20 protein-coding genes are annotated in these 24,334 nt (G+C 73.9%); 11 read left to right on the forward strand and 9 right to left on the reverse strand.

The window, feature by feature from the left end:
• Positions 1 to 35 precede the first annotated feature (35 nt).
• The 4 genes from ACLJT4_RS16145 to ACLJT4_RS16160 form a co-directional block, all read right to left on the reverse strand.
• Positions 36 to 1,592 carry a serine/threonine-protein kinase gene (locus ACLJT4_RS16145; protein ID WP_411123009.1) on the reverse strand — a complete coding sequence of 519 codons (1,557 nt, stop codon included), beginning with the start codon at positions 1,590 to 1,592 and terminating at the stop codon, positions 36 to 38.
• The gene (locus ACLJT4_RS16150; RefSeq protein WP_411123010.1) at positions 1,589 to 3,196 is read right to left on the reverse strand and encodes a protein kinase domain-containing protein; all 1,608 of its coding nucleotides are present in this window, start codon (positions 3,194 to 3,196) and stop codon (positions 1,589 to 1,591) included. The genes ACLJT4_RS16145 and ACLJT4_RS16150 overlap by 4 nt, the downstream gene beginning before the upstream one ends.
• Positions 3,197 to 3,275: 79 nt before the next feature.
• A complete protein-coding gene (locus ACLJT4_RS16155) occupies positions 3,276 to 4,211 on the reverse strand; it encodes a serine hydrolase (protein ID WP_411123011.1) in 936 nt (311 codons plus the stop codon).
• Positions 4,208 to 5,209: a LysR family transcriptional regulator gene (locus ACLJT4_RS16160; protein ID WP_411123012.1), complete on the reverse strand. Its 1,002-nt coding sequence runs from the start codon at positions 5,207 to 5,209 to the stop codon at positions 4,208 to 4,210. Before ACLJT4_RS16160 ends, ACLJT4_RS16155 begins: the two co-directional genes overlap by 4 nt.
• Before the next feature lie 147 nt (positions 5,210 to 5,356).
• Here ACLJT4_RS16160 and bla point away from each other — a divergent pair, with 147 nt between their 5' ends.
• Positions 5,357 to 6,274: a class A beta-lactamase gene (gene bla / locus ACLJT4_RS16165; protein WP_411123013.1), complete on the forward strand. Its 918-nt coding sequence runs from the start codon at positions 5,357 to 5,359 to the stop codon at positions 6,272 to 6,274.
• A gap of 42 nt (positions 6,275 to 6,316) precedes the next feature.
• On the opposite strand, the gene ACLJT4_RS16170 is transcribed toward bla, so the two are convergent.
• Both ACLJT4_RS16170 and ACLJT4_RS16175 read right to left on the reverse strand, forming a co-directional pair.
• Positions 6,317 to 8,047, reverse strand: a complete 1,731-nt coding sequence (locus ACLJT4_RS16170; RefSeq protein WP_411123014.1) for a SulP family inorganic anion transporter — start codon at positions 8,045 to 8,047, stop codon at positions 6,317 to 6,319.
• A gap of 449 nt (positions 8,048 to 8,496) precedes the next feature.
• Positions 8,497 to 9,075 (reverse strand): TetR/AcrR family transcriptional regulator, encoded by a 579-nt coding sequence (locus ACLJT4_RS16175; protein ID WP_411123015.1) that lies wholly within the window; start codon positions 9,073 to 9,075, stop codon positions 8,497 to 8,499.
• A gap of 322 nt (positions 9,076 to 9,397) precedes the next feature.
• Between ACLJT4_RS16175 and ACLJT4_RS16180 the strand changes: the two genes are divergently transcribed.
• Positions 9,398 to 10,438: an ornithine cyclodeaminase family protein gene (locus ACLJT4_RS16180; RefSeq protein ID WP_411123016.1), complete on the forward strand. Its 1,041-nt coding sequence runs from the start codon at positions 9,398 to 9,400 to the stop codon at positions 10,436 to 10,438.
• Between the two features lie 85 nt (positions 10,439 to 10,523).
• Here the strand turns inward: ACLJT4_RS16180 and ACLJT4_RS16185 are convergent, their stop codons facing one another.
• Together ACLJT4_RS16185 and ACLJT4_RS16190 are read right to left on the reverse strand one after the other, a co-directional pair.
• Entirely contained in the window at positions 10,524 to 11,480 is a 957-nt protein-coding gene (locus ACLJT4_RS16185) for an FG-GAP repeat domain-containing protein (protein ID WP_411123017.1), read from the reverse strand.
• Between the two features lie 393 nt (positions 11,481 to 11,873).
• Complete coding sequence (locus ACLJT4_RS16190; RefSeq protein WP_411123018.1) at positions 11,874 to 13,070, reverse strand: erythromycin esterase family protein; 1,197 nt, start codon at positions 13,068 to 13,070, stop codon at positions 11,874 to 11,876.
• A gap of 109 nt (positions 13,071 to 13,179) precedes the next feature.
• On the opposite strand from ACLJT4_RS16190, the gene ACLJT4_RS16195 reads away from it, so the two are divergent.
• On the forward strand, positions 13,180 to 13,866 hold the full coding sequence (locus ACLJT4_RS16195) for a MerR family transcriptional regulator (RefSeq protein WP_411123019.1): 687 nt from the start codon (positions 13,180 to 13,182) through the stop codon (positions 13,864 to 13,866).
• A gap of 177 nt (positions 13,867 to 14,043) precedes the next feature.
• Here the strand turns inward: ACLJT4_RS16195 and ACLJT4_RS16200 are convergent, their stop codons facing one another.
• Entirely contained in the window at positions 14,044 to 14,964 is a 921-nt protein-coding gene (locus ACLJT4_RS16200) for a LysR family transcriptional regulator (RefSeq protein ID WP_411123020.1), read from the reverse strand.
• Between the two features lie 202 nt (positions 14,965 to 15,166).
• On the opposite strand from ACLJT4_RS16200, the gene ACLJT4_RS16205 reads away from it, so the two are divergent.
• From ACLJT4_RS16205 to ACLJT4_RS16240, 8 genes are all read left to right on the forward strand, one after another.
• Positions 15,167 to 16,222 carry a YncE family protein gene (locus ACLJT4_RS16205; protein ID WP_411123021.1) on the forward strand — a complete coding sequence of 352 codons (1,056 nt, stop codon included), beginning with the start codon at positions 15,167 to 15,169 and terminating at the stop codon, positions 16,220 to 16,222.
• 222 nt (positions 16,223 to 16,444) lie between these two features.
• Positions 16,445 to 17,743, forward strand: coding sequence for an amidohydrolase family protein (locus ACLJT4_RS16210; protein ID WP_411123022.1), 1,299 nt, complete (start codon positions 16,445 to 16,447; stop codon positions 17,741 to 17,743).
• Between the two features lie 103 nt (positions 17,744 to 17,846).
• Complete coding sequence (locus ACLJT4_RS16215) at positions 17,847 to 19,289, forward strand: MFS transporter (RefSeq protein ID WP_411123023.1); 1,443 nt, start codon at positions 17,847 to 17,849, stop codon at positions 19,287 to 19,289.
• A 75-nt stretch (positions 19,290 to 19,364) separates the two neighbouring features.
• Positions 19,365 to 20,060: a GntR family transcriptional regulator gene (locus tag ACLJT4_RS16220; protein ID WP_411123024.1), complete on the forward strand. Its 696-nt coding sequence runs from the start codon at positions 19,365 to 19,367 to the stop codon at positions 20,058 to 20,060.
• Between the two features lie 199 nt (positions 20,061 to 20,259).
• Positions 20,260 to 21,300, forward strand: coding sequence for an iron-siderophore ABC transporter substrate-binding protein (locus tag ACLJT4_RS16225; RefSeq protein WP_411123025.1), 1,041 nt, complete (start codon positions 20,260 to 20,262; stop codon positions 21,298 to 21,300).
• Between the two features lie 21 nt (positions 21,301 to 21,321).
• Positions 21,322 to 22,356: a FecCD family ABC transporter permease gene (locus tag ACLJT4_RS16230; protein ID WP_411123026.1), complete on the forward strand. Its 1,035-nt coding sequence runs from the start codon at positions 21,322 to 21,324 to the stop codon at positions 22,354 to 22,356.
• Positions 22,353 to 23,429 (forward strand): FecCD family ABC transporter permease, encoded by a 1,077-nt coding sequence (locus ACLJT4_RS16235; RefSeq protein ID WP_411123027.1) that lies wholly within the window; start codon positions 22,353 to 22,355, stop codon positions 23,427 to 23,429. The genes ACLJT4_RS16230 and ACLJT4_RS16235 overlap by 4 nt, the downstream gene beginning before the upstream one ends.
• A 145-nt stretch (positions 23,430 to 23,574) precedes the next feature.
• Entirely contained in the window at positions 23,575 to 24,240 is a 666-nt protein-coding gene (locus ACLJT4_RS16240) for a maleylpyruvate isomerase N-terminal domain-containing protein (RefSeq protein ID WP_411123028.1), read from the forward strand.
• Positions 24,241 to 24,334 lie beyond the last annotated feature (94 nt).

Consider the following 24,334-nt stretch of genomic DNA (forward strand, 5'->3'; position numbering starts at 1 on the left):
GCCGCGGGGCCCCACGGCCGGCCCGCCGGGGCGGCTCAGGACGCCCGCGGCGGCATGGCCGCCAGCGCCGCCCTCGCGAGGTCCCGGGCCTCCGCCTCGCAGGCGGGGTGCCTGGCGCGGACCAGGTAGGCCCGCACCACGAGGTTGCCGTCGCGGACGTTGAGCTGGCAGCCGGGTTGGGCGGCGCCGGTCGTCCAGTACGCCTCGTCGCCGAAGCCGAGCCCGGTCTGGGGGGACCCGGACTTCGCGCCGTCGGCGAAGTCCTGCCGCTGCCGCTCGGTGCCGCTCCCGTCGGGGCGCGTGCGGCTCAGCTCCCACGACACGTCGGCGCTGGGGGAGTAGTTCCAGCCGTCCGCCTGCGGCTGGTCCCGGTCGAACCAGGAGCACTCGGTCTTCGCGCTGTCCCCCTGTTCCTGGTAGACGTCCTTGTCCTTGCGCCGCTCGGTGCGCAGCGGAAGCTTCACCGCGGCCTCCGAGCACACCGGCATCGTCACGTACCTGTCCGGGGTGGCGCCGGCACCGCCGCCGTGCAGCAGCAGGTAGCCGCCGGTGCCGAGAGCCGCCGCCAGTACGCCGGCCGCCGCCGCCCACGCCGCGGTGCGCCGGCGCCGCGGCGGCGCGACCGGCGCGGCGTGTGCGGTGAGGACGGCCGTGCGCGGGGCGACGGGGCCGGTGTCCCCCAGCAGTGCCGTGCGCTCGGGGTCGCCGTCGAGCAGGCCCGCGATCCGGGCCCGTTGCACGTCGACCATGCGGTGCACGGCGGGCGGCCACGGTCGGTCCGTCGGGGCCACCGGGCCCAGGAGGGCGAGGAGTTCGGGCGGTGCGGGCCGGTCGGCCGGCTCCTTGGCCAGGCAGCGGGTGACGATCGGGTGCAGCGCCTGGGGCAGGCCGCTCAGGTCGGGTTCGGTGTGGACGACGTTGTAGAGCGTCTGGAGGGCGGACGGGCCGGCGAACGGGCTGCGGCCGGTCGCCGCCAGCACGAGCACCGTGCCGAGCGAGAACACGTCGCTGGCCCCGGTCAGTTCCCGGCTCTGCGCCTGCTCGGGCGACATGAAGGGGGGCGAGCCGACCACCCAGCCGGTGCCGGTGAGTTCGGTGGCGTCGGCGGACTCCGCGGCCCGCGCGATGCCGAAGTCGATCACTCGGGCGCCGTCCTCGGCGAGCAGGACGTTCTCCGGCTTGAGATCGCGGTGGACGAGCCCGGCCCGGTGGATCTCGTCCAGTGCCGTCGTCAGGCCCACCGCCAGTCGGCGCAGGGCGTCCTCCGGCAGCGGTCCGGTGCCCTCCACGGCCGCGCCCAGCGACGGCCCGGCCACGAAGACCGAGGCGAGCCAGGGGAGTTCGGCGTCCGCGTCGGCGTCGAGGACGGCCGCGGTGTACGCGCCGGACACCTTCCGCGACGCCGCCACCTCCCGCCGGAAGCGGGTCCGGAAGCCGTCGTCGGCGGCGTGCCGGGCGTGCACCAGTTTCACCGCGGCCGGCCGTCCGTCGGGTGCGACCCCGAGCAGGACGCGGCCCATGCCGCCCCGGCCGAGTTCGGTGAGCAGGACGTAGGGGCCGGCCTGCGCCGGCAGGGGCGCCGTGGTGCTCACAGGGCCTTCACCGCCGCGACGCCCTGGCGGGCCATGTCCTTGGCGAGCCCCTCACACGCGCCCTTCGGGTAGTGGACGCCCTTGACGGCGACGAAGAGGTACAGGTTGACGTCCCGGGCGTACAGCACGCAGTCGTTCTCGCTGGATTCGTCGAGCCACATGCCCTCCTCCACGAAGCCCAGTCCGGTGTCCCGCGGGGTCTTCGAGCCCATGTACATGCCCTCGTAGTGTTTCTTGGACTGTTCGGCGCCGGTGGGGCCGCCGGCGCGGGAGCGGTAGAGGTCCCAGGAGAAGTCGATCTGGTCGCCGGAGCGGGTGGTCCACACGCAACTCGTCGACGGGTGGCTGTGTCCGTCGCCGTCGGACTGCTGCCACACGCCCGGCACGTTGCCCCAGGGGCGGCCGAAGCCGGCCGGTGCCGTCATGCTGCGGCCGGCCTGCGCGCAGGTCGGGACGGTCTTGGTGTACTTGTCCGACACCTTGGCGAGCGGCACCGAGCCGGGCGTCGGCACCGGCTCCGGGAAGAACGAGTGGTACACGTCGGTCGGGCCCAGCGCGAGGACGGTGACGACCGCCGTCGCGAGCGCCACGGCTCCCACGATCGCGCCGACCAGGCACCCGGGGCGCCGGCGCGGCACGGACCCGCGGCGCACCGCCGGGGCCGGGGCGGGCACGGTGTCGGCGGGGACGGGCGCGGCGGCCGGGGAGAACGGTTCGGCGGTGGCCGTGAGCCGGCTCGCCCCGTCCCGGCGCTCCGCGATCCGCTCGTAGACCGTCTTCGGCCAGGGGCGTGCGGCGGGCGCGAGCCGGCCGATCAGCGCCCGGAGTTGGGCCGGGGTCGGCCGCGCGGACGGGTCCTTCGCCAGGCACGGTTCGACGAGCGGGCGCAGCCGCGCCGGGACGGACTCCAGGTCGGGGAGGTCGTGGGCGACGGCGTGCAGCAGCGCGAGCGGCGAGTCGCCGGCGAACGGGCTGCGGCCCGTACTGGCCGTGACCAGCGTGACGCCGAGCGAGAACACGTCGCTCGCCGGGCCCGGTTGCTCGCCCCGGACCTGCTCGGGCGACATGTACGCCGGCGAGCCGATCAGCGCGCCGGTGCGGGTCAGCCTGGTCTCGTGGTCGGCCGCCCGGGCTATCCCGAAGTCGACGACCCGCACGCCGTCCTCCGTCAGGAGCACGTTGGACGGCTTCAGGTCCCGGTGCACCAGTCCGGCCCGGTGGATGTCGTCCAGTGCCTGGGCGAGGCCGGCGGCGAGCAGCCGCACCGCCTCCTCGGGCAGCGGTCCGCCCGCCTCCAACGCCTCGTCCAACGTGGGCCCCGGCAGGAAGAGCGAGGCCAGCCACGGCGTCGACGCGTCCGGGTCGGCGTCGACGACCGGCGCGGTGTAGGCGCCGGAGACCCGCCGGGACGCGTCCACCTCGCGCCGGAACCGCGACCGGAAGCCGGGGTCCTCCGCGAGATCGGCGTGCACCCGCTTGACGGCCACCAGCCGCCCGTCCGGCGCCACGCCGAGCAGTACCTGCCCCATGCCGCCCTGCCCGAGCACCCCGACCGTCCGGAACGGTCCCACGTGCGTCGGGCCGTCCACTCCCAGCATCCGCATGCTGAACCCGCCCTCCCCCTGAACACGGGGATCTTACTCAGCGCGCGGCGGCCGTCCGCCGCCCACGTCGGGCCGGGCGTCAGCGCCGCAGTGCCTCGAAGGCGCGCCGGGCGCCCGAGCCGATGGCGAGGTCGATGTCGGGGGCGAGGTTGGCCCGGCGGTCGGACCGGGTGAGGGCGGCCATCGCGACCCGGTCGCCGGCCTCGGACTCCACCACCCCGATCTCGTGCCGCAGGTGCAGGAAGGTGCCCGTCTTGCCGCTCACCCGCAGGGTGTCCGCCTGGAGTTCGCTCGCCAGCCGGTGGCGGAAGAGTTGCCGTCCCATGATGCGGCGCAGCTCCGCACAGGCGTCGGGACGGGCCACGTCGTCCCGCCACACGCGTTGCAGCAGGTCGACCAGGCCGGTGGCGGTGCCGGCGTTGGCGTGCGCCGGGTCCAGCGTCTCGATGCTGTGCTGCCCCGAGCGGTCGTCGCGGATCGCCAACTCCAGCGCGAGCGAGAAGTCGTTGCCGGCGGCGCCGGCGGCACACTCGTACATGCGGTTCAGCCGGTGCCGCACGCGGATGCCGGTGCAGCCCCACGCGCGCAGCCGGGCGTCGACCTCCGCTGCCGGCACGAGGTCGAAGACCGCGTCGGCGGCGGCGTTGTCGCTCACCGTCAGCATCGACAGCAGCAGGTCGCCGACGGCGACGGTGGCCGGGTGCCGGAAAGCCGCCAGGCCGGTGGGCCCGACGCTGCTCGTGGCGGGATCGACGACCACCGGCCGTGCCGCGTCGAGCTCCCCGGTCGCGATCCGGTCGAGCGCGACGAGGGCCAGCGGGACCTTGGCCACCGAGGCGAGCGGTACCGACGCGTCGACGTCGAAGCCGAGTTGCTCACCGGTGTCCACGTGCCGGGCCAGGAACGCGCCCCGGACGCCGACGGCCGCCCACTCCGCGGCGATCGTCTCGGCGACGTCGAAGAGTTCCGCGTCGTCGGCGACGCAGACCGGTCGGGGGGTCGGGCCGGCGCTCATCCGCGGGCCGCCAAACGGGCCGGCCCGTCCTCGCCCGCTGACCCGGCGGCCGGCGCGGCCGGCTCGGCGCCGACCGCGGCCGCCAACAACGCGGCCAACCAGTGCGGCACCCGTGCCGCCTCCGGGTCCCGGCGCGCGGCGCGCAGCTCGTACCCCCGGTGCAGCGCGGCGTCGCCCAGCGGTGCCCAACTCGCCCCGTGCCGGCGGGCGAACGGCTCGGTGCACAGCAGCGTCAGCTGTCCGGCCAGGGTCTCGGCGAGCGCGGTCGCCATCGGTCCGGCCGGCCGGACCGTGCTCTCCGGCAGCCCCGCCCGCGCGACGGCCCGGCGCAGCCGGTCCTGGGCGTACGGGGCGTGGTCCTCCACCGTGGTGAGGACCGGCGTGGCGGCCGGGCGGCCGGGCCGGGCACCGCTTCCGCGCCGCGGCCGCAGGTCTTCCAGGTGCACCGCCCGGCGGCGCGCCCGCGGCCGGCCCGTCGTGGACTCCGGCCGCCCGCCGCCGGGTGCCTCCGCGGGCGCGGACGCCAGACCGAGCGGTACCCGCAGCCCGGCGTTCTCCGGCGGCACCCGCACCAGTGCGTACGCCAACGACGCATCGGCCAGGCCCGCCTCGCGCTCGTCCGGCGGGAGCTCTCGCACGGCGAACGTCGTGCCGTGCTCGGCGCCCGCGCGGATCACCCGTGCCAGCGCGGCCGGACCGCAGTCCGCCGGCACGCCGACCGCGCGCACCGCCGACCGCCGGGCCGACCGGGCCACGTGCCGCAGCCGCTGGGCCCGGTCCAGCACGTCGCGGGCGTACGGCAGCAGGAGGACGCCCAGTTCGGTGGTCGCGACCTGACGCCGCGAACGGTCGAACAGCTGGCCCTCGAAGTGCGCTTCCAGCGTCTTGATGCGCCGGCTGAGGAGCGGTTGGGCGATGCCGAGGCGTTCGGCGGCGCGCGAGAAGCTCGCCTCGTCGACGGCCGCGACGTACGCCTCCAGGTGTGCGAGGAGGTCCACCCCGCAGTCATACCAATAAGTTATGACGCATTCAAAGTTCACTCTTGGACATGGGTGGAGCTCTGCTGCTTCGCTGTGCGTCACCGGAGCCCCCGCGCGAACGGGGCTCCGCGGACCGCACCACGACGAACCGGGAGACCTCCGCACATGACCCGTGCCACCCCGCTGCCCCGACGCGGCCTGCTCAAGGCCGGCCTCGCCGCCTCCACCGCCGTGCTCGCCGCCACCGCCGCGCCGTCCGTCGCCTCGGCTGCCACGTCCCGCCAACTGCGCAGCACCGAGAGCGAGTTGCGGGAACTCGAACGACGCTACGCGGCCCGCCTGGGCGTCTACGCCCGCAACGCCCGCACCGGCCAGGTCGTCGCCCACCGGGCACGCGAGCGGTTCGCGATGTGCTCGACCTTCAAGACGGTCGCGGCCGCCGCGGTCCTCCGCGACCACGCGCGGTGCGCACCGCTGGACAAGGTGATCCACTACCCGCCGGCCGACCTCCTCGCGAACTCCCCGAGGACCGCGGAGCACGTGGACACCGGCATGGCGGTGGGCGACCTGTGCGCCGCCGCCATCCAGTACAGCGACAACACCGCGGCCAACCTCCTGCTGCGCCAGATCGGCGGCCCCGCCGGCCTCACCCGGTTCTTCCGTTCGATCGGCGACCGGGAGAGCCGGCTCGACCGCTGGGAGACCGAACTCAACGACGCCGTACCCGGCGACCTGCGCGACACCACCACCCCGGAGGCGCTCGGCACGAGCTACGGGCGCCTGACGGTGGGCCGGGCCCTCGACCCCGCCGCTCGCGAGCACCTCGTGACCTGGCTGAAGGGCAACACCACCAGCGGGGAACGCTTCCGCGCCGGCCTGCCGCACGACTGGGTCGTCGGCGACAAGACGGGCACCGGTGACTACGCCTCCGCCAATGACGTCGGCGTCGCCTGGACGACCAGGCAGACGCCGATCGTGCTGGCCGTGCTGACGTCGAAGGACGCCAAGGACGCACCCGTGGACAACGCGCTCATCGCGGACGCGGCGCGGATCGTCGCGCGCGCCCTCGCCCCCGGCGAGTGACGTCCCGACGGACGCCGCGCGTTCCCACCGGCCCCGGGCTCCTCAGACCTGCGGGTGCGAGGAGGGCCCTTCCTGGGCGGCGGGCATGACCGGGTGCAGCTGCGCCTGGGCGTGGGCGACGGCCTCGGCGACGGTCGTGCAGAGCGCGCCCGGCGGCAGTTTGGCCAGTACGCCCAGGGCGTCGAGGTGCGCGCGATGCGGATCCGAGACCCCGGACAGGTGGACCACGGCGCCCCGCCGGAGGTGGTGGTCGATGACGTCCGCCAGCGTCAGGATGGCTGTGGTGTCCAGACCGGTGACCCGTTCGAGGTCGAGGACCACCGCCCGGCCCTGCGCCGGGAACACCGGCCGCAGCACCCGGTCGGCAGTGGTGAACAGCAGCGGGCCGGCGAAGCGGTGCACCGCGATCTGGGCGTCCGGTGCGGCCGGCGCCGGCCCGGTCCCGGTGTGCGGGGCCCTTTGGGCCGGCACCCACACCTGATCGACGCGGGCGGTCGCGGCCACCGTGCGCAGCGCCAGGACCACCGCCAGGGCGGTTCCGGTGAGCACCGCCGTGACGAGGTCGACGGTCAGGGTGAGCGCCCCGGTGAGCGCGGCGATCGCGGCCTGCCCGCGCCCGACCCGGCCGAGGGCGCGCAGCGCGGCGACGTCGATCATGCGGGTCGCCGTGGCGATCAGGACGCCGGCCAGCGCCGCCAGCGGCACCGCGGACACCAGGGGAGCGGCGACGAGGACGACGAGCGCCACCACGGCGGCGTTCGTCAGCGCCGCCAGTTGGGAGACCGCCCCGGAGCGGACGTTGATGGCGGTGCGGCAGACCGTGCCGGTGGCGGCCACCCCGCCGAAGAACGGGACGGCCAGGTTGGCCAGGCCCTGGCCGAACAGGACCCGTTGGCCGTCGTGGCGTTCCCGGCCGCTCAGCGCGTCCGCCGCGGCCGCGGTCATCAGCGACTCCAACGCCACCAGGACCGTGACCGTGACCGCCGTGGGCAACAGCGCGAGGACCTCCCCGGGAACCAGGAAGCCCGGGGAGGGCACCGGCAGGCTGGTCGGCAGGTGCCCGATCCGGGCCAGCGGGAGCCGGGCGACCTCGGCGACGACGGTGGCCACGGAGACGGCCAACAGCGGGAACGGGACGGCCGGTCGGAGCCGGGCCCCGCACAGGCAGACCAGCAACGTGCCCACCGTGATGCCCAGCGCCGGCCAGTTCGGATCGGAGCAGAAGGCGCGCAGGGCGCCGAGCGCGCTGGCCGCGACGGCCTCGCCGTGCGGAACGTGCCGCCCCAGCGCCGGCGGCACCTGCTGCGCGATGATCACGACGGCCGCACCGAGGATGAAGCCCTTCACGACCGGCGTGGGCACGCACCGCATGTACCGGCTGGCCCGCCCCAGCGAGAGCCCGAGGAGCAGCAGTCCGGTGAGCAGCCCGGTGGTCAGCACTCCGGGCGTTCCGTGCGCCTCGGCGATCGGTGCGAGCACCACGGCCATCACGCCGCTCGGCCCGGTGATCTGGAGGCGGGCGCCACCGAACACGGCGGCCAGGCAGCCGGCGACCACGGCGGTGACCAGCCCCGCCCGGGCGCCCAGTCCGGACGCCACCCCGAACCCGATGGACAGCGGCAGGGCCGCCACCGCGACGGTCAGTCCGGCGAAGACGTCCTTGCGCGGGGCCCGGCGCAGCGCTGCGAGATCGGCCCGGTCCGGCAGGAGTCGGGAGATCCTGCGCCGGCCCACCCGGACCAGACGCGTCGGCCGCCCTCGACCGGGGTTCATCGGGTGCCTGCCGAGGCGACCGAGCGGTCCGGCAGGGCTCTTCTGTTGCCTCTTCGACGTTCCACTGTCGTTCCCACCCTTTCCCGAAATGTGCCGCCGGATTTCCATGCGGGAAAAGGGAATCCTCGACATGGCTGGCCGGAACGCGAAACACCCGACGCGGAAGTGGCGTGAATGCGTGCATCCGTTAGGGTTGACCGTCCAGGCCATACGGCTTGGTTGCCGTGATCTCCAGGCGGCGGAGTGTCACTCACGCTGGCATATGCGTTACGACGCGACAAGTGGGAATTGGGGTTCGGGAATTACTCCCGGAGCGGGAATCCCCGACCACTCGACGTTCCCCGGAAAATCCTCTTCCGATAGCACATCGATATCATGTGAAGTGCGCAATCACGCGAAGCGCGAAAGGCGACCGGGGAATTGCGGGACGGGACGGCCCGGGGTGCCGGTCATCGCCCCGCGTCCGGTTCCCGTGCGGGCAGGCCGCGCAGCAGGACGTCGAGGAAGAGTTCGAAGCGCGGGGCGGCGTGGCCGAGGTCGAGCGGATTCTCCTGGGCGGCGAGCCAGCTGACGACCGAGGTGATGAAGACGTACCAGCTCTGCTCGGCCAGGTCGGGGCGGACCCCGGCGTTGGTGAAGGCGGTGACGACCTCCGTCCGCAACCGGTCGAAGGAAGCGGCGGTGTGGCGGTGCGGTCGGGAGATGCGGGTGGCGTAGCCGGGCACGGCGAGGAAGTGGTCGTGCATGGCCCGTGCCACGTCGCCGAGCCATGGGCGCCAGCGGCGCCGGGGCGGGCCGTCGGCGGGCAGGATGCGCTCGATCATGACCTCGCTGATGAGGTCGAACAGTTCCTCGCGGTTCTTGACCCAGCGGTAGAGCGCCGAGTGGGACACCGTCAGGTGGGCGGCGAGCTCCCGCATGGTCAGCGCGTCGAGGTTCCCGGTCGAGAGCGCGGCATCGACGATCCGCTCGCGGCTGAGCCGGGCGGGGCGTCCCGGGCGATTTCGCGTGGTCGCGGCGTCATCCATGGTCAGGACTGTAACGAGACCCCTGTCCCGGGCGGACCGCGGTGCGGGCCCGCACCGGCCTGCCCCATATTAGTGACCAGCGGTCACAAACCCGTGTTACGCTCGCGCCGGGTCCAAGGCACCACCCGCCCCGCCACCGGAGCCGCCCGAGTGCGGATCGACGACGGACGCTCAAGTCACCGCTTCTCCACAACTGTTGGAAGCGAGGTGGTGCGGAATCCCGCGGACCCGGCGCCCGTCGCGGACGCTCCCGGCCGGGCCGAGCCCGCCCGCAGCGCCGCTGACGACGCCGCACCGTCCCCTTCGTCCCGTGAGGAGAAGCATGGAACTGCACCAGGTCCCGTCCGCGGACGGCGACGCACATCCGGACGGTCCGACCCTTTTGCTGAGCGATGACGACGTGCGGCGGTCCTGCGACATGGCAGCGGTCGTCGACGCCGTCGAGGCCGCGCTCCGCGACGCCCCCGGGCCTCAACTGGCGTTGCCGCCGCGGTCCTATGCGGCGGTCGAGGGCACCTTCCTCCGGGTGATGCCGGCCATCATGGGCCGCGCCGGGGTGCTCGGGCTCAAGATGCTGCACGGCTCGTTCGAGCGGGGCGTCCGCTACCTCGTGGTCCTCTGCGACCTCAAGACCGGCGCGGTCACCGGCGTGCTCGACGCCGCCTACCTGACGGCCGCCCGGACCGGGGCCACCTCGGGCGTGGCGACCAGGCACCTGGCCCGTGAGGACGCCGAGACCGTCGGCGTCCTGGGGGCCGGTCTCGAAGCGGAGACCAATCTGGCGGCGGTGGCCGCCGTGCGCCCGGTCGCCCGGGTCAAGGTGTTCAGCCCGCGGCCGGCCCGACGCGCGGACTTCGCCGCGCGGATGGCCGCCGCCCTCGGCCTCGACGTGGTGCCGGTCGACACCCCACGGGCCGCGGTCACCGGCGCGGACGTGGTGGTCGCGGCCACCAACACCGGTGCCGGTGGCCCGGTCGCCCTGCACGGCGAGTGGATCGAGCCCGGGCAGCACGTCGTGTCGATCGGCTCGACCACGCCCTCCCGCCGGGAGATCGACGTCGCCACCTTCGCCCGGGCGGACGCCGTCGTCTTCGACGCCCCCGCCGACACGGTCGCCGCGGAATCCGGCGACGTCCTCGCCTGGCGCGAGCGCGACGACGCTGCCGCCACGGCCGTGCCCACCCTGACCCAACTGCTGGCCGCGGAAGTTCCGGGCCGCCGGCGGGCCGACGACGTCACCGTGTTCAAGTCGATCGGCGCCGCCACCCAGGACCTCGCCGCCGCCGTCGCGGTGTGCGAGCGGGCCCGGGCCCGGGCGATCGGGACTCCGGTGCGCGGCCTCGCGGACCTCAAGACGTTCTGAGTCGGTGGCGACCGGGCAGCGGACGGGGCCGCACCTCGCCGAGAGGTGCGGCCCCGCTTCGCCCTGCGCCGGGTGTGCCGGTCGGTCAGGAGAACAGCTTGGTGTAGATGTTCCAGCCGGTGCCGATCTGGACGCGTGGCTGGTAGGGGTTGGTGGCGTTGCCGGTGCCGTAGTAGGCGTAGAGGCGGCCGCTGGTGTCGCGGGCGACGAAGTCGGTCTTGCCGTCGAGGTTGATGTCGCCGGTGGAGACGAGGGCGTTGTAGCCGCCCCAGCCGGTGCCGATCTTGGTGCGGGCGCTGAAGGGGGCGCTGGGGTTGCCGGTGCCCTTGTAGAGGTAGAGGTCGCCGGTGGCCTTCTCGCGGGCGATGAGGTCGGGCTTGCCGTCGCCGGTGAGGTCGCCCTTGCCGGTGATCAGGTCGTAGATCTGCCAGCCGGCGCCGACCTTGGTGCGTGCGGTGACCTTTCCGTCGGGGTAGCCGAGGTAGAGGTAGAGCACGCCGTTGCGGTCGCGGGCGAGGATGTCGTACTCCTTGGCGCCGCCGAGGTTGCCGGGGGAGAGCACCTTGTCGTAGATGTTCCAACCGCCGCCGATGAAGCCGCCGTCGGGAACGTCGCCACCGCTGAAGTACAGCTCACCCTGGGGCGTCCAGAGCCAGTCGGCGTCCGCGTAGCCGTCCTGGTCGTTGTCGAGCAGCTGCTGGTTGGCGCGGACCGCGCCGTAGTCGTCGAGCTTCTCGCGGGGCATGAACGCGCCCGCGCCGTCGAGGTAGTAGGAGTAGGTGGCGCCGGAGGACTCCACGCCGAAGAGCGGGAAGATCGGGCTGGCGGCGGTGGGGCCGTCGTAGCCGGCGACGCCGGTGATCGCCTTCGGCGCCTTGGCCGGTGACTGGGGCGCGGCCTTGCGGGCGTTCCGGGCGGCCGAGCCGGGGTTGTCCGCCGCGAAGGAGGTGCCGGCAGCGGTGCCGGCCAGTGCGACGGCGAGGGCCGCGGTGGCGAGACGGGACAGGACGCGTCCGCGCTTGCGGCCGGAAAGTATTGCCACGTGGGTCTCCGTGGTGGGAATCGAGACGGGAACCGGTAGCCCGACGGCGCGCCTCGGGGGCGCGCCGCGGTCTCCGGATCTCAGGATGTTTTCACGATTCCTTCACTCGTCAATCACCTTTGTGTTGGCGTGGGGAGTTCCCTCCCCGCCCGTACAACCTTTCTCCGAGGGAGGATTGGGAACCCGAGGAGCGAAACCGGCAAACGGTGCGCCGGAGTGTGGGTCCGGTCGACCCGGGACGGGGGCCGTCGAACCCATCTGTCCGACTCCGCCCCCATTGCCCGACCCCGCATCGCCTCCTGTGATCCATCCCACAGTCGACCGTCGCCCCGCGCACCGTCCACCACGGTTGGCATTCCAACAGCGCCTCCCCGACGTACTCCAGACGCCCCGTCAGGTAGTGGCCGGGACGTCCCTGACGAACACGATGGCTTCGGTCCGGTCGGTGGTGGTCGGATCGAGGGCGAAGTAGGTGTGGTCGGCGGGGACGCGGGGCGTCAGTTCCCGGTCCAGGCAGGCGGCGAGGCGGCCGGGATCGATGACGGTGCGCGCCTCGGGGAGCGACGACAGCACGCCTTCCAAGGTGTCGGGGTGCGGGACGTCGGCGCCGCGGCTGCCGAACGTGCTCGCGACGAAGGCGTAGTGCTCGCCGAGGCGGGTGCCGACGAGGGCGCCGGCGCTCCACCACCGCACCGACCTGCCGGCGAACCGCACCCGGCTCTCGTCCCGTTGCAGATGGCGGTTGTGGGCGAAGACGAGCGTGGGGCCGCGGCGGGCCTCGCGGCGGACGACGGCGTCGAGGTTGTCGGCCATCATCGCGTCGCGCACCGACAGCAGCGTGTCGATACGGGCGGGCGCGGTGTTCGCCATCCCCGCGTGGTAGCGCAGCAGTCCGGTGGCGGTGCGGGCGTGCAGTTCGGCGTGCCAGAAGGCGTCGGGGGAGGTGGCGGCCGTCAGGCGCGGGGCGTGCCAGGCCAGCAGCGCGCACAAGTCGTCCGCGACCAGGCGCAGTTCCCTGGCCTCGGCGCTGCGGCCGACGGACTGGCCCGGGTCCATCATGGCGCCCGGACGGGTCCACCGCTCGTCGAGGCCGAGGAGCCGGTCGAGGCGGGCCAGGTCGCACTCCGGGTCGAGGTGGGCGGCGAGGTAGTCGTGCAGCGAGGTCAGGGCCGCACGGGGGCTGGCGGCACCGGTGTTCTCCAAAGGGCCGTCGCAGCCGTAGAAGCGGAGCCGTTCGGACGCGGGATGCCTGGCGTTCCAGGCACGCATCCAGCGCAGCAGCTCGCGGTTGGCGTGGTGGGCGCCGAAGTCGTGGCTGAAGCCGCGCTCCAACGCCTCGTCCAGGGTCCCGGTGCCGTCGCCGACGTACGCGTCGACGGTCAGCGCCGCCAGGCAGTCGCTCTCGACGGCGATCGAGCGGTACCCCTCGTGTTCGACGAGGTGACGGAAGAGCTCGTTGCGGAGTTCGGGGAAGGCTTCGACGCCGTGGGTGGGCTCGCCGAGGCCGAGCAGGCGGGTGGCGGGGGACAGGAGCGCGGTGAGGGCGCCGCCGGTGAAGGGCAGGGCGGCGTCCCGGATCGTGGCCGTCATGCCTTCAACCGTATCGTTGAACCTTCGGTGTAAACTTTCCTGCATTTTCGTCAGCAACCTGCCGCTGAGCAGGGCACTTTCCCGACCTTCCCGAGGACGAACCTTCACCATGCGTTTGCGTCCCATCGATCTCGCGCGCGAGCACGGCCTGTCCACCCAGGCGGTCCGCAACTACGAGGAGGCGGGCATCCTGCCGCCGGCCGAACGCGCGCCGAGCGGCTACCGCGTCTACACCCCGCGCCACGCGGCGGCCCTGCGGACGTTCCTGGCACTGATCCCGGCACACGGCCACGCGACCGCCGGGACGATCATGCGGGCCGCGAACGACGGCGCGGTCGAGGACGTGCTGCGGCTGATCGACCGGAGCCATGCGCAACTGGCCGGCGACCGACGCACGCTGGAGGAGGTGGCGGACGCGCTGCGCGACCTGGCCCCGACGCCCGAGCCGGCGCCCGGCGCGACGTTCATCGGGCCGCTGGCGGACCGGCTGGGCCTGCGGCCGGCGACATTGCGCAAGTGGGAGCGCGCCGGGCTCGTCGTACCCCGGCGCGACCCCCGCACCGGCTACCGCGTCTACGCCCCCGCCGACGTGCGTGACGTGCTGCTCGCCCACCAACTGCGCCGCGGAGGCTACGGGTTGGCGCAGATCGCCCGGGTGCTGGAACAGGTCAGGACGGCGGGCGGACCGGAGCCGTTGCAGGCCGCGCTGCGGGAGTGGCGCGACCGACTGACGGCCCGGGGCCTGGCGATGCTGGCGGGCGCGGCGGCACTCGACGCGTACCTGGGTGCGCCGTGAGCCAACGCGGCGGACGGCTGCCGAGTCCCGCGTGAGGGCGCGGAGCGCCGGCCCCTCACCGCGTGGTGCGCGTCGTCGCCGAGGGGGCGAACCGGCCGACGTCGGCCATGTCGACGCCCCGCGGTTCCCCCGTGATCCGCGCGCCCTTCAACGACGTGCCGCTGAAGACTGGCGACCTCAGTGCCGCGTCGTGCCCCCTCGTGGAGCGTCGGAGGGGTCCAGGACCGCGGCCGCAAGGCGGTCACGGAACCAACGGTGCCCCGGGTCGTTCGCGTTGCGGGGATGCCAGGCCATTGCGAGGTCGAGGGGCGGTAGGTCGAGGGGGAGGGGGAAGGTGCGCAGGCCCAGTGCGGAGACGGTCTCGGGGAGCCAGTCGGCCAGGCAGAGCGCGACGAGGTCGGTGTCCCGGGCGAGCAGCATCGCACTGGTGTGACTGGGGACGACGACCGCGGTCCGGCGGCGCAGTCCGAGCTCCGCCAGGGCACTGTCGATGGGGCCGAGGCGTTTGCCGAGCCGGGAGATGCCGATGTGGTCGGTCGCGGCGAACCGTCGGGCATCGATCCGGCCGTCGAAGAGCGGATGGTCGCGGCGCGCGACGCCGACCATGGTGGTGCGGGTGAGCTGCCGGGTCCGGATCTCCGGGTCCAGGTGGCCCAGGACGCCCAGTTCGACGTCCACCCAGCCCTGCCGCAGGGCGGGGCCGCCCTCCACCGCCTCCGGCACGAACACCACGTCCACGTGCGGGGCCTCCGCGTGGATGCGTTCGGTCAGGGCGCCGGCCAGTCCCACCAGCAGCAGGTCGGCCGCCTGCACGGTGAAGCTGCGCCGGAGGTGCACGGCATCGAATCCGGCGCCGGGGCGCAGCACGTCGTCGCAGCGGCGCAGCAACGCGCCGACCTCCTCCCGCAGTTCCAGGGCCCGTGGCGTCGGGACCAGCCGTTGGCCCGCACGGACCAGCAACGGATCGCCCACGGTGCGGCGCAGCCTGGCCAAGGTCCGACTGGCGGCCGCGGGCGAGGTGCCGAGCCGTTCCGCGGCCCGGGTCACGCTGTTCTCCTGGAGCAGCACGTCCAGCGCCCGCAGCAGATTGAGATCCATCGCCGTGCCCTCCTTCGGCAACATCCTGAGCTGCATTTTTACGGCTGAGGAAAGGACTAGCTGCCTATCTTTGCATTGCTCCCGCGAGCGTCGCGGACGGAGAGTGGAGCTGTCCACGAAGTCGCGCGGAGGCCCCCGCGGGTGCCTCTTCGTCGGCTCCCTGTCTTTCAGCTTCGCGCTGCACTCGTTGAAGGAGTTCGCCGTGCCGCAGTCACCCCGTTCCGGTCGAGAAGGCGATGTGCTGGCGGTGGTCAGCCAGAGCGGGCCGACGGTCTCGTTCTTCGACGCCGCCTCGGACCGGCACCTCGGAACGACGGAGGTCCCCGCCGAACCGCACGAGGTGTGCTTCGACCCCACCCAGCGCCTGCTGTGGTGCACCACGACGTACCAGGAGGGCTACTACCACGCGAACGGCGGCCGCCGCACCGAACTGACCGTCCTCGACCCGGACAGCCGCCGCATCGTCGAGGTCGTCGACCTCGCGCCGGAACACGGCCCGCACGGACTGGCGTTGGACGCCGCGCGCGGTCGCCTCTACGTCAGCGTGGAAGGCTCGGCGGACCTGCCCGGTGGCGTCGTGGTCATCGACACCGGTACCCGCCGGCCGCTGGGCCGGATCGACACGGACGCGCCCGGCCCGCACTGGTTCGCCATCGACCCCGCCGGCCGGACGGGCTACGCCACCAACAAGGAGGCGCCGTTCGTCTCGGTCGTCGACCTCGAACGCGGAGTCCTCACCGCGAAGGTCGAGGTGCCGGGCAGTGAGGGACTGGCCGTCTCCGGCGACGGTGCGCACGTCTTCGTCGCCTCCCCCTACGCCGGCTCCTTCTTCACCGCCGCCGAGGAGCGACCGGCCACCGGCATCCGGGTCGTCGAGGCCCGGACGGCGTCCGTCGTCGACGTCCTGCCCACCGAGGACGTCGTCCTGCCGGTGCACCTGACCTCGACGGGCAAGCTGCTCGCCGGCGAGGTGCGGATGACGCCCGACCCCGGGTCGCAGCTCGGCCGGCAGGCGCCGGGGCGCCTGACGGTGTTCTCCGCCGACACCCGGAAGCCGTTGGGCGAGGTCGAAGTCGGGCTCTGCCCGCTGACCCTCACCTCCTCGCCCGACGGGCGGCTGGCCTACGTGTCCTGCGTCGTCTCGTCCACGGTCGACGTCATCGACCTGGAGACGTTGGAGCGGCTGGCCCGTTTGGACCTCGCCAAGCGCGCCGCGCCCGGTGCCCACGGCCTGGCGTACGTACCGCGCCCGGCCTGACTCTCGCGCGCAGGCTCCTGCGGGTGCCGGGCGCGGGGGAGCTCGGGCGGGCGTCCGCGGATGGGTCTCCCTATTGGGATACCAAAATCCGAAATGCGGAGGTCGAAGCGGCCTCGATCGTCTCATCCATCCTTCTGGAACTGCTCATGGCTCTTGTCCGCCGTCTTCAATTTGGTATACCAATTGGCCGATCGGTGAACGCAGAGCCTTGAGGAGACCGCCATGTGCGTCGAGTCCGTCCCGCCCCCGCCCAGCCGGGTCACGCGTCGCGGTGTCCTCGCCGGAGCCGCCGCCCTGGCCGGAACCGCCGCCCTGACGACGGCTCCGGGGGCCGCCGCGGCGCCGGCACGAGGAGCCACCGACGCCCCGGCGCCGGGCGCGCCCCGCACCGGCGACCTGGTCGTCGAGGGCGGCACCCTGCTGGACCCGGCCACCGGCGAGGTCACGGAGGACGCCGTCGTCGTGATCCGCGACGGCGTGGTGCGCGCCGCCGGCGCCCGGGCCCGGACCGCCGTCCCGGCCGGCGCCCCCCGCCTCGACGCCCACGGCCGGTGGGTGCTGCCCGGCCTGATCGACGCGCACATCCACCTCAACACCGCCACCGAGGCCCTGGACGCGGTCCGCAAGGGCACCACCAGCGCCCGCAGCGGCTCCACCAACTTCTACCAGGACATCGCCGTACGGGAGTTGGCCCGCCAGGCACCGGAACGAGCCCCCCGGCTGCGCGCCGCGGGCGTCTTCGTCACCCCCGATCTCGGGGACACGGTGCTCGCCGACCCGGACCTCACCCCACTCGCCCGACTGAAGGAGGGCGTCCGCTCGGCCGAGGCGCTGCGCCGGGTCGTCCAGGTGAACCTCGCCCGCGGCGCCGACGTCATCAAGACCCGGGTGAACGAGCGGGCCGGCCTGCCGGAGCAGGACCCGTTGGCGCAGGTCTACTCGTACGAGCAGCTCTCCGAGGTGGTGGCGGCGGCCCGGCGCGGCGGCCGGGGGGTGCTGTGCCACAGCTACAGCGAGCACGGTTGTGACGACGCGGTGCGGGCCGGGATCCGGTCCCTGGAGCACGGGGTGTTCGTCGCCGAGCGGACCCTGCACACCATGCGGCGCCGGGGCACGTACTTCACTCCGACCCTGACCGCGATCGCCGGGCTCGCCGAAGCGTCCGACCCGGTGCTCGCCGAGCGCGGCCGGGCGTACCTGCCGGTGCTCAAGGAGGCCGTGCGGGCCGCGCACGAGCTCGGCGTTCCGCTGGCGGCGGGCACGGACTCGTCCGGCGGCTCGGTCGAACCCATCGGCCGGGAAGTGGAGTTGATGCACGCGGCGGGGCTGTCGGCGCTGGACGCGATCCGCACGGCGACCACCCAGGCGGCCCGACTGCTCGGCCTGGAGCGGACGGCGGGCCGCCTGGCACCGGGCTTCGCGGGCGACGTGCTGGTGGTCTCCGGGGACCCGCTCGCCGACGTGTCCGTGCTCGCCCGGCCGGTGCGCGTGGTGCGCGCCGGCCTGCCGCTCGCGCGGTGATCCGCTCCCGTCACCGCCAGCCCCGCCCCGTGGCCACCCGCCCGGCACCGGCCGGTGCCCGGCGCGGGTGCCCGGACCCGTCAACTCCGCACCAGGTAAGGCCATGAACGCCCACCCGATACCGACCACCGCCCCCGTGCAGCCGCCGCCCGCGCATCCACGACGGTGGTGGGCGCTGGGCGTGCTCGGGCTGGCGCAGTTGATGATCCTGCTGGACAGCACCATCGTCAGCGTGGCGATGCCGTCGCTCCAGACGGAGCTGCGGATGGCCGACGGCGACCGCCCGTGGGTGGTGACCTCCTACACCGTCGCCTTCGGCGGACTGCTGCTGCTCGCCGGGCGGATCGCCGACCACGCCGGCCGCACCCGGGTGTTCGTCGCCGGACTGGTCGGTTTCGCGGCTGCCTCCGCCGGCGCGGGCGTGGCGCCCACCGCCCAGGCGCTGTTCGCCGCGCGCGCCGTGCAGGGCGCGTTCGCCGCGCTGCTGGCCGCGTCGGCCCTGGCCCTGGTCGCCACGGGCTTCCCCGATCCCGCGGAGCGCCGCCGGGCGATCGCCGTCTTCGGCGCGCTGGGCGGCGCCGGGGCGTCGCTGGGCGTCGTCCTGGGCGGGCTGCTCACCCAGGGGTTCGGATGGCGCTGGTGCCTGTGGGTCAACGTGCCGATCGCGCTCCTGGCGCTGCTCGGTGCGGCGTGGATGCCGCGCGACCGCTCGCCGCGGGTCCACGGCCGCATCGACGTCAGCGGGGCCGTCCTGGGCTGCGGCGGGGTGACGGTCCTGGTCTACGGCTGCAGCCGGGCCGAGGCGGACGGCTGGACGGCCCCGTTGGTGCTGGGCGCGTTGCTCGGCGGCGCCGCACTGCTCGCGGCGTTCGCGGTGCGGCAGACCCGTGCCGCGGTGCCGCTGCTGCCGCCGCGACTGGTCCGCGACCGCGGTCGGGTCGCGGCGCTGCTGGCCGGGGGCGCGCTGATGATGGCCCAACTGTCGGTCTCGCTGTTCCTCACGTACTACCTGCAGACCGTGCTGGGTTGGTCCGCCGTCGCCGCCGGCCTCGGGTTCCTGCCGATCAGCATCGTGACGACGGCGACCGCCACCCAGCTCGGCACCCGGCTGCTGCCCCGCTTCGGGCCGCGTGTGATGATGACGGCCGGGCTGTGCATCGCGGCCGGCGGACTCTTCCAGCTCACCCTCCTGGGGCCGGACTCCGGGTACGCGACCCGCGTCCTGCCCGCGCTCGCCACCTTCGCCGTCGGCCTGGGCGGCAGCTTCCTGGCCATCATGAACGCCGCCACCTCCGGGGTGCCCGCGCAGGACTCCGGGATCGCCTCCGCCGTCGTCAACTCCGCCCAGCAAGTCGGGGGTTCCATCGGGTCGGCCGTGTTCAACACGGTCGCCGCGAGCACGGCCGCGGCCTTCCACGGCGGCGCGCGGGCGGCGACGCTGCACGGCTTCACCCTCGCCGTCCGCTATCCCCTCGGCACCCTCCTGCTCGCGGCCGTCGTCACGGCCGCCCTCGCCCGCCCGCCGGCCCGGCCACGGCCTTCCTGACCAGGCGCGCAGTGGCCTCCCCGGGAGCGGTGACGGGGTGCCCGGCGCCACACCGACCGATGCGAGAATGGGGTCATGACAGGGTCTGGAGGGTTCGCGCCCGAGTCGGAGCGGGTCACCCGACAGCTGCGCGACGAGATCATCGACGGTGCCCGCACACCGGGCAGCAGGCTGGTCGAACGCGAACTCGCCGCGGAGCTGGGAGTGAGCCGCCTGCCGATCCGGGACGCCCTGAAGGCGCTGGTCACCGAGGGGCTGGTGACGCCGCGCCCGCGGACCTGGGCCGTGGTGCGGGAGTTCACGCCCACCGACCTCGCCGACCTCGACGAGGTGCGCTCCGCCCTGGAGACGCTGGCCTTCCGGCTCGCCGCCCAACGCCGCACCCGTGCCGGCCTGGCGCGACTGCGCGCGGACCTCGACGCGGAGCTGACCGCCGCGCGCCGGGGGGACGCCGTGGCGGCCCGGCGCGCGGCGGCCGACTTCCACGAGACGGTGATCTCGCTGGCCGACAACGAGCTGCTGAACGAGCTCGAACGCACCCTGCGGAGCCGGATGCGCTGGCTCCTGGCGCAGCATGACGACCTGATGGCCATGGCGAAGGAGCACGAGGCGCTCTACGCGGCGCTCGCCGACCGGGACGTCGCACGCGTCGAAGAACTGGTCACGAAGCACTTGGAGAGCGGTCGCAGCGCGGCCGCCGCCCACCGGGAACCTCCCGGCGCCGGACGCGCCACCCCACCCCACCTCACCCCACTCCATGACGAGAAGTGAGGCAGGTCGGCGCCGCTGACGCTCCTTCGGCCGGCGGCGGTCGGGAGAAGTGGGGGGCGATGGTCGAGGCCGAACGGATGAGAGGTTAGGCTTACCTAAGCCGTCTTGGGGGTGGGGTTCCTTCTCTCTCCGTCCGGACCGATCGTCATCACAGGCACGCGGGCTCCGCTTCGTGCTGCCTCGAAGCAAAGGACTTGGCATGGCCACCGCTACGCGCCGCGCATCGCGCCGCCTCTTCGCCGCCTCGGCAGCGGCCTCGTTGCTGTTGCTCGTCAGCGCCTGCGGCGGCGGGGACAAGAGCGACGCCGCCGCTTCCGACGGCTCGCACGGCGCCTTCCCGGTGTCCATCAAGAGCGCGCTGGGCACGGCCAAGATCGACAAGGAGCCCAAGCGGATCGTCACCCTCGGCCAGGGGTCGGCCGAGACCGCCATCGCCCTCGGCCACACGCCGGTCGGCGTGGAGGAGTACCCCTGGGGCAGCGACAAGTCCGGCTACCTGCCCTGGATCAAGGACGCGGTGAAGAAGGCCGGCGACCCGCTGCCCAAGCAGTTCAAGGGCGGTGACCAGCTCGACATCGAGGCCATCACCGAACTCGCCCCGGACCTGATCCTGGCGCCCTGGTCGGGCGTCACGGCCAAGCAGTACGACCTGCTGAAGGACATCGCGCCGACGGTCGCCTACCCGGACAAGGCGTGGAGCACCGACTGGGACCAGCAGATCAACATCATCGCCAAGGCCCTCGGCCAGCCGGCGAAGGGCACCGGGCTCATCAAGGACATCAAGAAGGAGCTCGCCGACGCCGCGGCCACCCGGCCGAACTACAAGAACGTCTCGTTCTCCTACATCTACACCTCCGGCCCCGGCACGTTGGGCGTGTTCAAGCCCACCGAGCAGCGGGTGGAGATGGTGAAGTCCCTGGGGCTCAAGGTCGACCCGGTGGTCAACACCTTCAAGGAGACCGAGGGCACCGACTCGTCGCTGATCGGCCTGGAGAACGCCGACAAGCTCAACAAGAGCGATGTGCTCTTCACCTTCTACTCCGACGCCAAGACCCGCAGCGAGATCGAGAAGCAGCCGCTGTACGGTGCCATGCCCGCCATCAAGAAGGGCGCCGTCGTGGCGAGTTCGGACAACTCCTTCGTCACCGCCTCCTCCATGATCAACCCGCTCACCGTCCCGTACAGCATCAAGCGCTACCTGCCGCTCATCGACGACGCGGTCAAGAAGGCCGGTAAGTAACCCCACGGGACGTCTGGACCCATGACCTCGACCATCGACACCGAGGAGCCGCGGACGCGCGTGCGCCGGCCCGTCCGGCGCACCGCCGGCGTCCTGCTGCTGGCCCTGGCCGCCCTCGTCCTCGCCTGCGTCGCCAGCATCATGTTCGGCAGCAAGACCCTGGCCCCGGACCAGGTCTGGGCCGCCGTCACCGGCCACGCCGACGCCTACACCACCACCGTCGTCCAGAGCCGCTACCCGCGGACCGCCCTGGGCCTCGTGGTCGGCCTCGGCCTCGCCGTGGCCGGCGTCCTGATGCAGGCGGTGACCCGCAACCCGCTCGCCGAACCCGGCCTGTTGGGCGTCAACACCGGAGCCGCGGCGAGCGTGGTGGCCGCCACCGCCTTCGCCGGCGCCTCCGGGCAGACCCAGACCCTGCTGTGGGCCCTGCCGGGCGCCCTGCTGGCCGGCCTGTTCGTCTACGTCATCGGCGCCCTCGGCAGCGGACTGAGCCCGGTCCGCCTGGTGCTGGGCGGCGCGGTGCTCACCGCCGTGCTGAGCGCCTTCATCCAGGCCGTCACCCTCAGCCGTCCGCAGGTGTTCGACAGCTACCGCTACTGGGTCGTCGGCGCCCTCGGCGGACACGACTGGGACGCCGTACGGGCCGTACTGCCGCTGGCCGCCGCCGGATTCGCGCTCGCCCTGCTCCAGGGCCGCAGCCTGAACGCGGTCGCGCTGGGCGAGGATTCCGCGACGGCCCTCGGCGCCCGCCCGGAGCGGGTGAAGGCGATCGCGCTGCTGACGGCCACGGTGCTGAGCGCCGCCGCCACCGCGGCGGCCGGGCCGATCGCCTTCGTCGGACTCGCCGTCCCGCACCTGGCCCGCACCCTGCTCGGAGCCGACCTGCGGCGACAGGTCGTGCTGAGCGCCCTGCTCGGCCCCACCCTGCTGCTCACGGCCGACGTCATCGGGCGACTCGTGGTCCGCCCGCAGGAGTTGATGGTCGGCGTCGTCACGGCCTTCGCAGGTGCCCCCGCCCTTCTGATCGCCGTTCGCAGGATGCGAGCCACCTCATGACGCCTCCCTCCACCACTTCCCCCTCGGCGGTCCGCCGGCCGGGCAACCGGAAGATCCTCCTCAAGGCCGGACCCGCGATCGCCCTGCGGGTCCCGGTCCGGATGGTCTGGGTCGGCGCGGCCCTGGTCGTGGCGGTGCTCGTGGCCTGCACCGCCACCCTCACCGTGGGCCGCCTGGGCATCGCCCTGCCGGACCTGCCCGCGGCGCTGACCGGCCACGCGGTCGGCGTGGACGGCTTCGTCCTGGACCGGTTGCGCGGGCCGCGGCTGACGGTGGCGGTCGCCGCCGGCGCTGCCTTCGGGCTGTCGGGGGCACTGTTCCAGTCGGTGACCCGCAATCCGCTGGGCAGCCCGGACGTCATCGGCCTCGGCCCGGGCGCCGGCGCGGGCGCGGCGCTGGTCGCCCTGCTCTTCCCGGGCGCACCGGTAGCCCTGGGGGCGCTCGGCGGGGCGGTGGCGGCCATGGCGCTGGTCTACGTGTCGACCGGCACCGGCTTCCGCAACCCCAGCCGCCTGGTCATCGCCGGCATCGGCGTCTCCGCCATGGCGACCGCCTTCATCCAGTACATCGTCTACGCCATCGCCCGCGACCAGGCCACCGTGCTCAGCTCCTACCTCAACGGCAGCCTGACCGCCCGGTCCTGGGGCGACGCGGCCACCATCGGCGCGGTGCTCCTGGTCTGCGCCCCGTGCGCCGCACTGCTGTCCCGGCCCCTGGGCCTGAGCGAGATGGGACAGACCACGGCGGCCGCGCTCGGCGCACGGCCGGAACGCGTCTTCACCGGCGCCGTGCTGCTGACCATCGTGCTGTCCGCCGGTGCGGTCTCGGCCGCCGGCCCGATCTCCTTCATCGCGCTCACCGCACCGCAGATCGTCAAACGACTGACCCGCGGCAGCGGCCCGCACCTGGCCCTGTCCGCACTGTCGGGCGCCCTGCTGCTCGTCCTCGCCGACCTGGCGGCGCAGAACGCCCCGCTCTTCGACAAACTCCCCGTCGGCATCTGGACGATGGCCCTGGGCGGCGCCTATCTGGGGTACCTGCTCCTGCGGGAGTGGCGCCGCGGCGCCCTGTGAGGCGGCGGGCGTCAACGGGCCCCGCCCCGCGCCCGGACCGCCGACCCACCGGCACGCCCCTCCCCACCCGCGCCGCCCGGGCCCACCGCGCGGTGGGGAGGGAAACCGGTCGCCGGGCGGCGCGAGCGGTTGTTAGCTTGCCTCCGTGGACCTCTTCTCCCGCGCATGGACGGCGCTGCGCACGGCGGTCGCCGAACTCCCCGACGCGGACTTCGCCCGGCCCTCCGGCTGTACCGGCTGGCTCGTCCGGGACCTCGTGAGCCACCTGATCATCGACGCCCAGGACGTCCTGATCACCCTGGTGACCCCCGCCGACACCGCACCCACCCGCACCGCGGTCACCTACTGGGACGTCACCGACACACCGCCGACCGGCGACGACCCGCTCGACGCCCTGACGGTCCGTCTGGCCGCCGCCTACGAGGAGCCGCGGCTGCTGAAGTTCCACCTCGACGACGTGGGCTCTGCCGCCGGCCGGGCCGCCGCGCTCGCCGACCCGGACCTCCGGGTCGGCACCCGTGGCGAGGTACTCACCGCCGCCGACTACCTCGCCACGTACGTCCTGGAATGGACCCTGCACCACCTCGACCTGATCGCCCACCTCCCGGCCGCGGCACCGCCGCCGGCCGAGGGCCTCGCCCGGGCCCGCGAGCTGCTGGAGGGGATCGCCGGCACGGCCTTCCCGGCCTCCTTCTCCGATGCGGACGCCCTCCTGGTCGGCACCGGTCGGCGCGCCCCGACCGCCGCCCAACGGGCCGCACTGGCCGCAGCCGGCGGTCCGGCCGTGCAACTCCCCCTCGTCCTCGGCTGAGCCCCGGCCACCGCGTCAGCTCCCCGGCCCGCCCGCTGCCGGGTCCTGGATGCCGGCGGGCCGGACTTCGGTGTGGGCCATGTTCACGGGTTCT

The sequence above is a fragment of the Streptomyces sp. x-19 genome (assembly GCF_046549115.1).
Lineage (GTDB): Bacteria > Actinomycetota > Actinomycetes > Streptomycetales > Streptomycetaceae > Streptomyces > Streptomyces albulus_C.

Bases quoted from the DNA above. Each gene is read 5' to 3' on its own strand.
- ACLJT4_RS16200 (WP_411123020.1), bottom strand. From the start codon at position 14,964: ATGGATCTCAATCTGCTGCGGGCGCTGGACGTGCTGCTCCAGGAGAAC.
- ACLJT4_RS16210 (WP_411123022.1), top strand. From the start codon at position 16,445: ATGTGCGTCGAGTCCGTCCCGCCCCCGCCCAGCCGGGTCACGCGTCGC.
- ACLJT4_RS16190 (WP_411123018.1), bottom strand. From the start codon at position 13,070: ATGACGGCCACGATCCGGGACGCCGCCCTGCCCTTCACCGGCGGCGCC.
- ACLJT4_RS16215 (WP_411123023.1), top strand. From the start codon at position 17,847: ATGAACGCCCACCCGATACCGACCACCGCCCCCGTGCAGCCGCCGCCC.
- ACLJT4_RS16195 (WP_411123019.1), top strand. From the start codon at position 13,180: ATGCGTTTGCGTCCCATCGATCTCGCGCGCGAGCACGGCCTGTCCACC.
- ACLJT4_RS16225 (WP_411123025.1), top strand. From the start codon at position 20,260: ATGGCCACCGCTACGCGCCGCGCATCGCGCCGCCTCTTCGCCGCCTCG.
- ACLJT4_RS16235 (WP_411123027.1), top strand. From the start codon at position 22,353: ATGACGCCTCCCTCCACCACTTCCCCCTCGGCGGTCCGCCGGCCGGGC.
- ACLJT4_RS16170 (WP_411123014.1), bottom strand. From the start codon at position 8,047: ATGAACCCCGGTCGAGGGCGGCCGACGCGTCTGGTCCGGGTGGGCCGG.
- bla (WP_411123013.1), top strand. From the start codon at position 5,357: ATGACCCGTGCCACCCCGCTGCCCCGACGCGGCCTGCTCAAGGCCGGC.
- ACLJT4_RS16220 (WP_411123024.1), top strand. From the start codon at position 19,365: ATGACAGGGTCTGGAGGGTTCGCGCCCGAGTCGGAGCGGGTCACCCGA.
- ACLJT4_RS16230 (WP_411123026.1), top strand. From the start codon at position 21,322: ATGACCTCGACCATCGACACCGAGGAGCCGCGGACGCGCGTGCGCCGG.
- ACLJT4_RS16175 (WP_411123015.1), bottom strand. From the start codon at position 9,075: ATGGATGACGCCGCGACCACGCGAAATCGCCCGGGACGCCCCGCCCGG.
- ACLJT4_RS16150 (WP_411123010.1), bottom strand. From the start codon at position 3,196: ATGCGGATGCTGGGAGTGGACGGCCCGACGCACGTGGGACCGTTCCGG.
- ACLJT4_RS16155 (WP_411123011.1), bottom strand. From the start codon at position 4,211: ATGAGCGCCGGCCCGACCCCCCGACCGGTCTGCGTCGCCGACGACGCG.
- ACLJT4_RS16180 (WP_411123016.1), top strand. From the start codon at position 9,398: ATGGAACTGCACCAGGTCCCGTCCGCGGACGGCGACGCACATCCGGAC.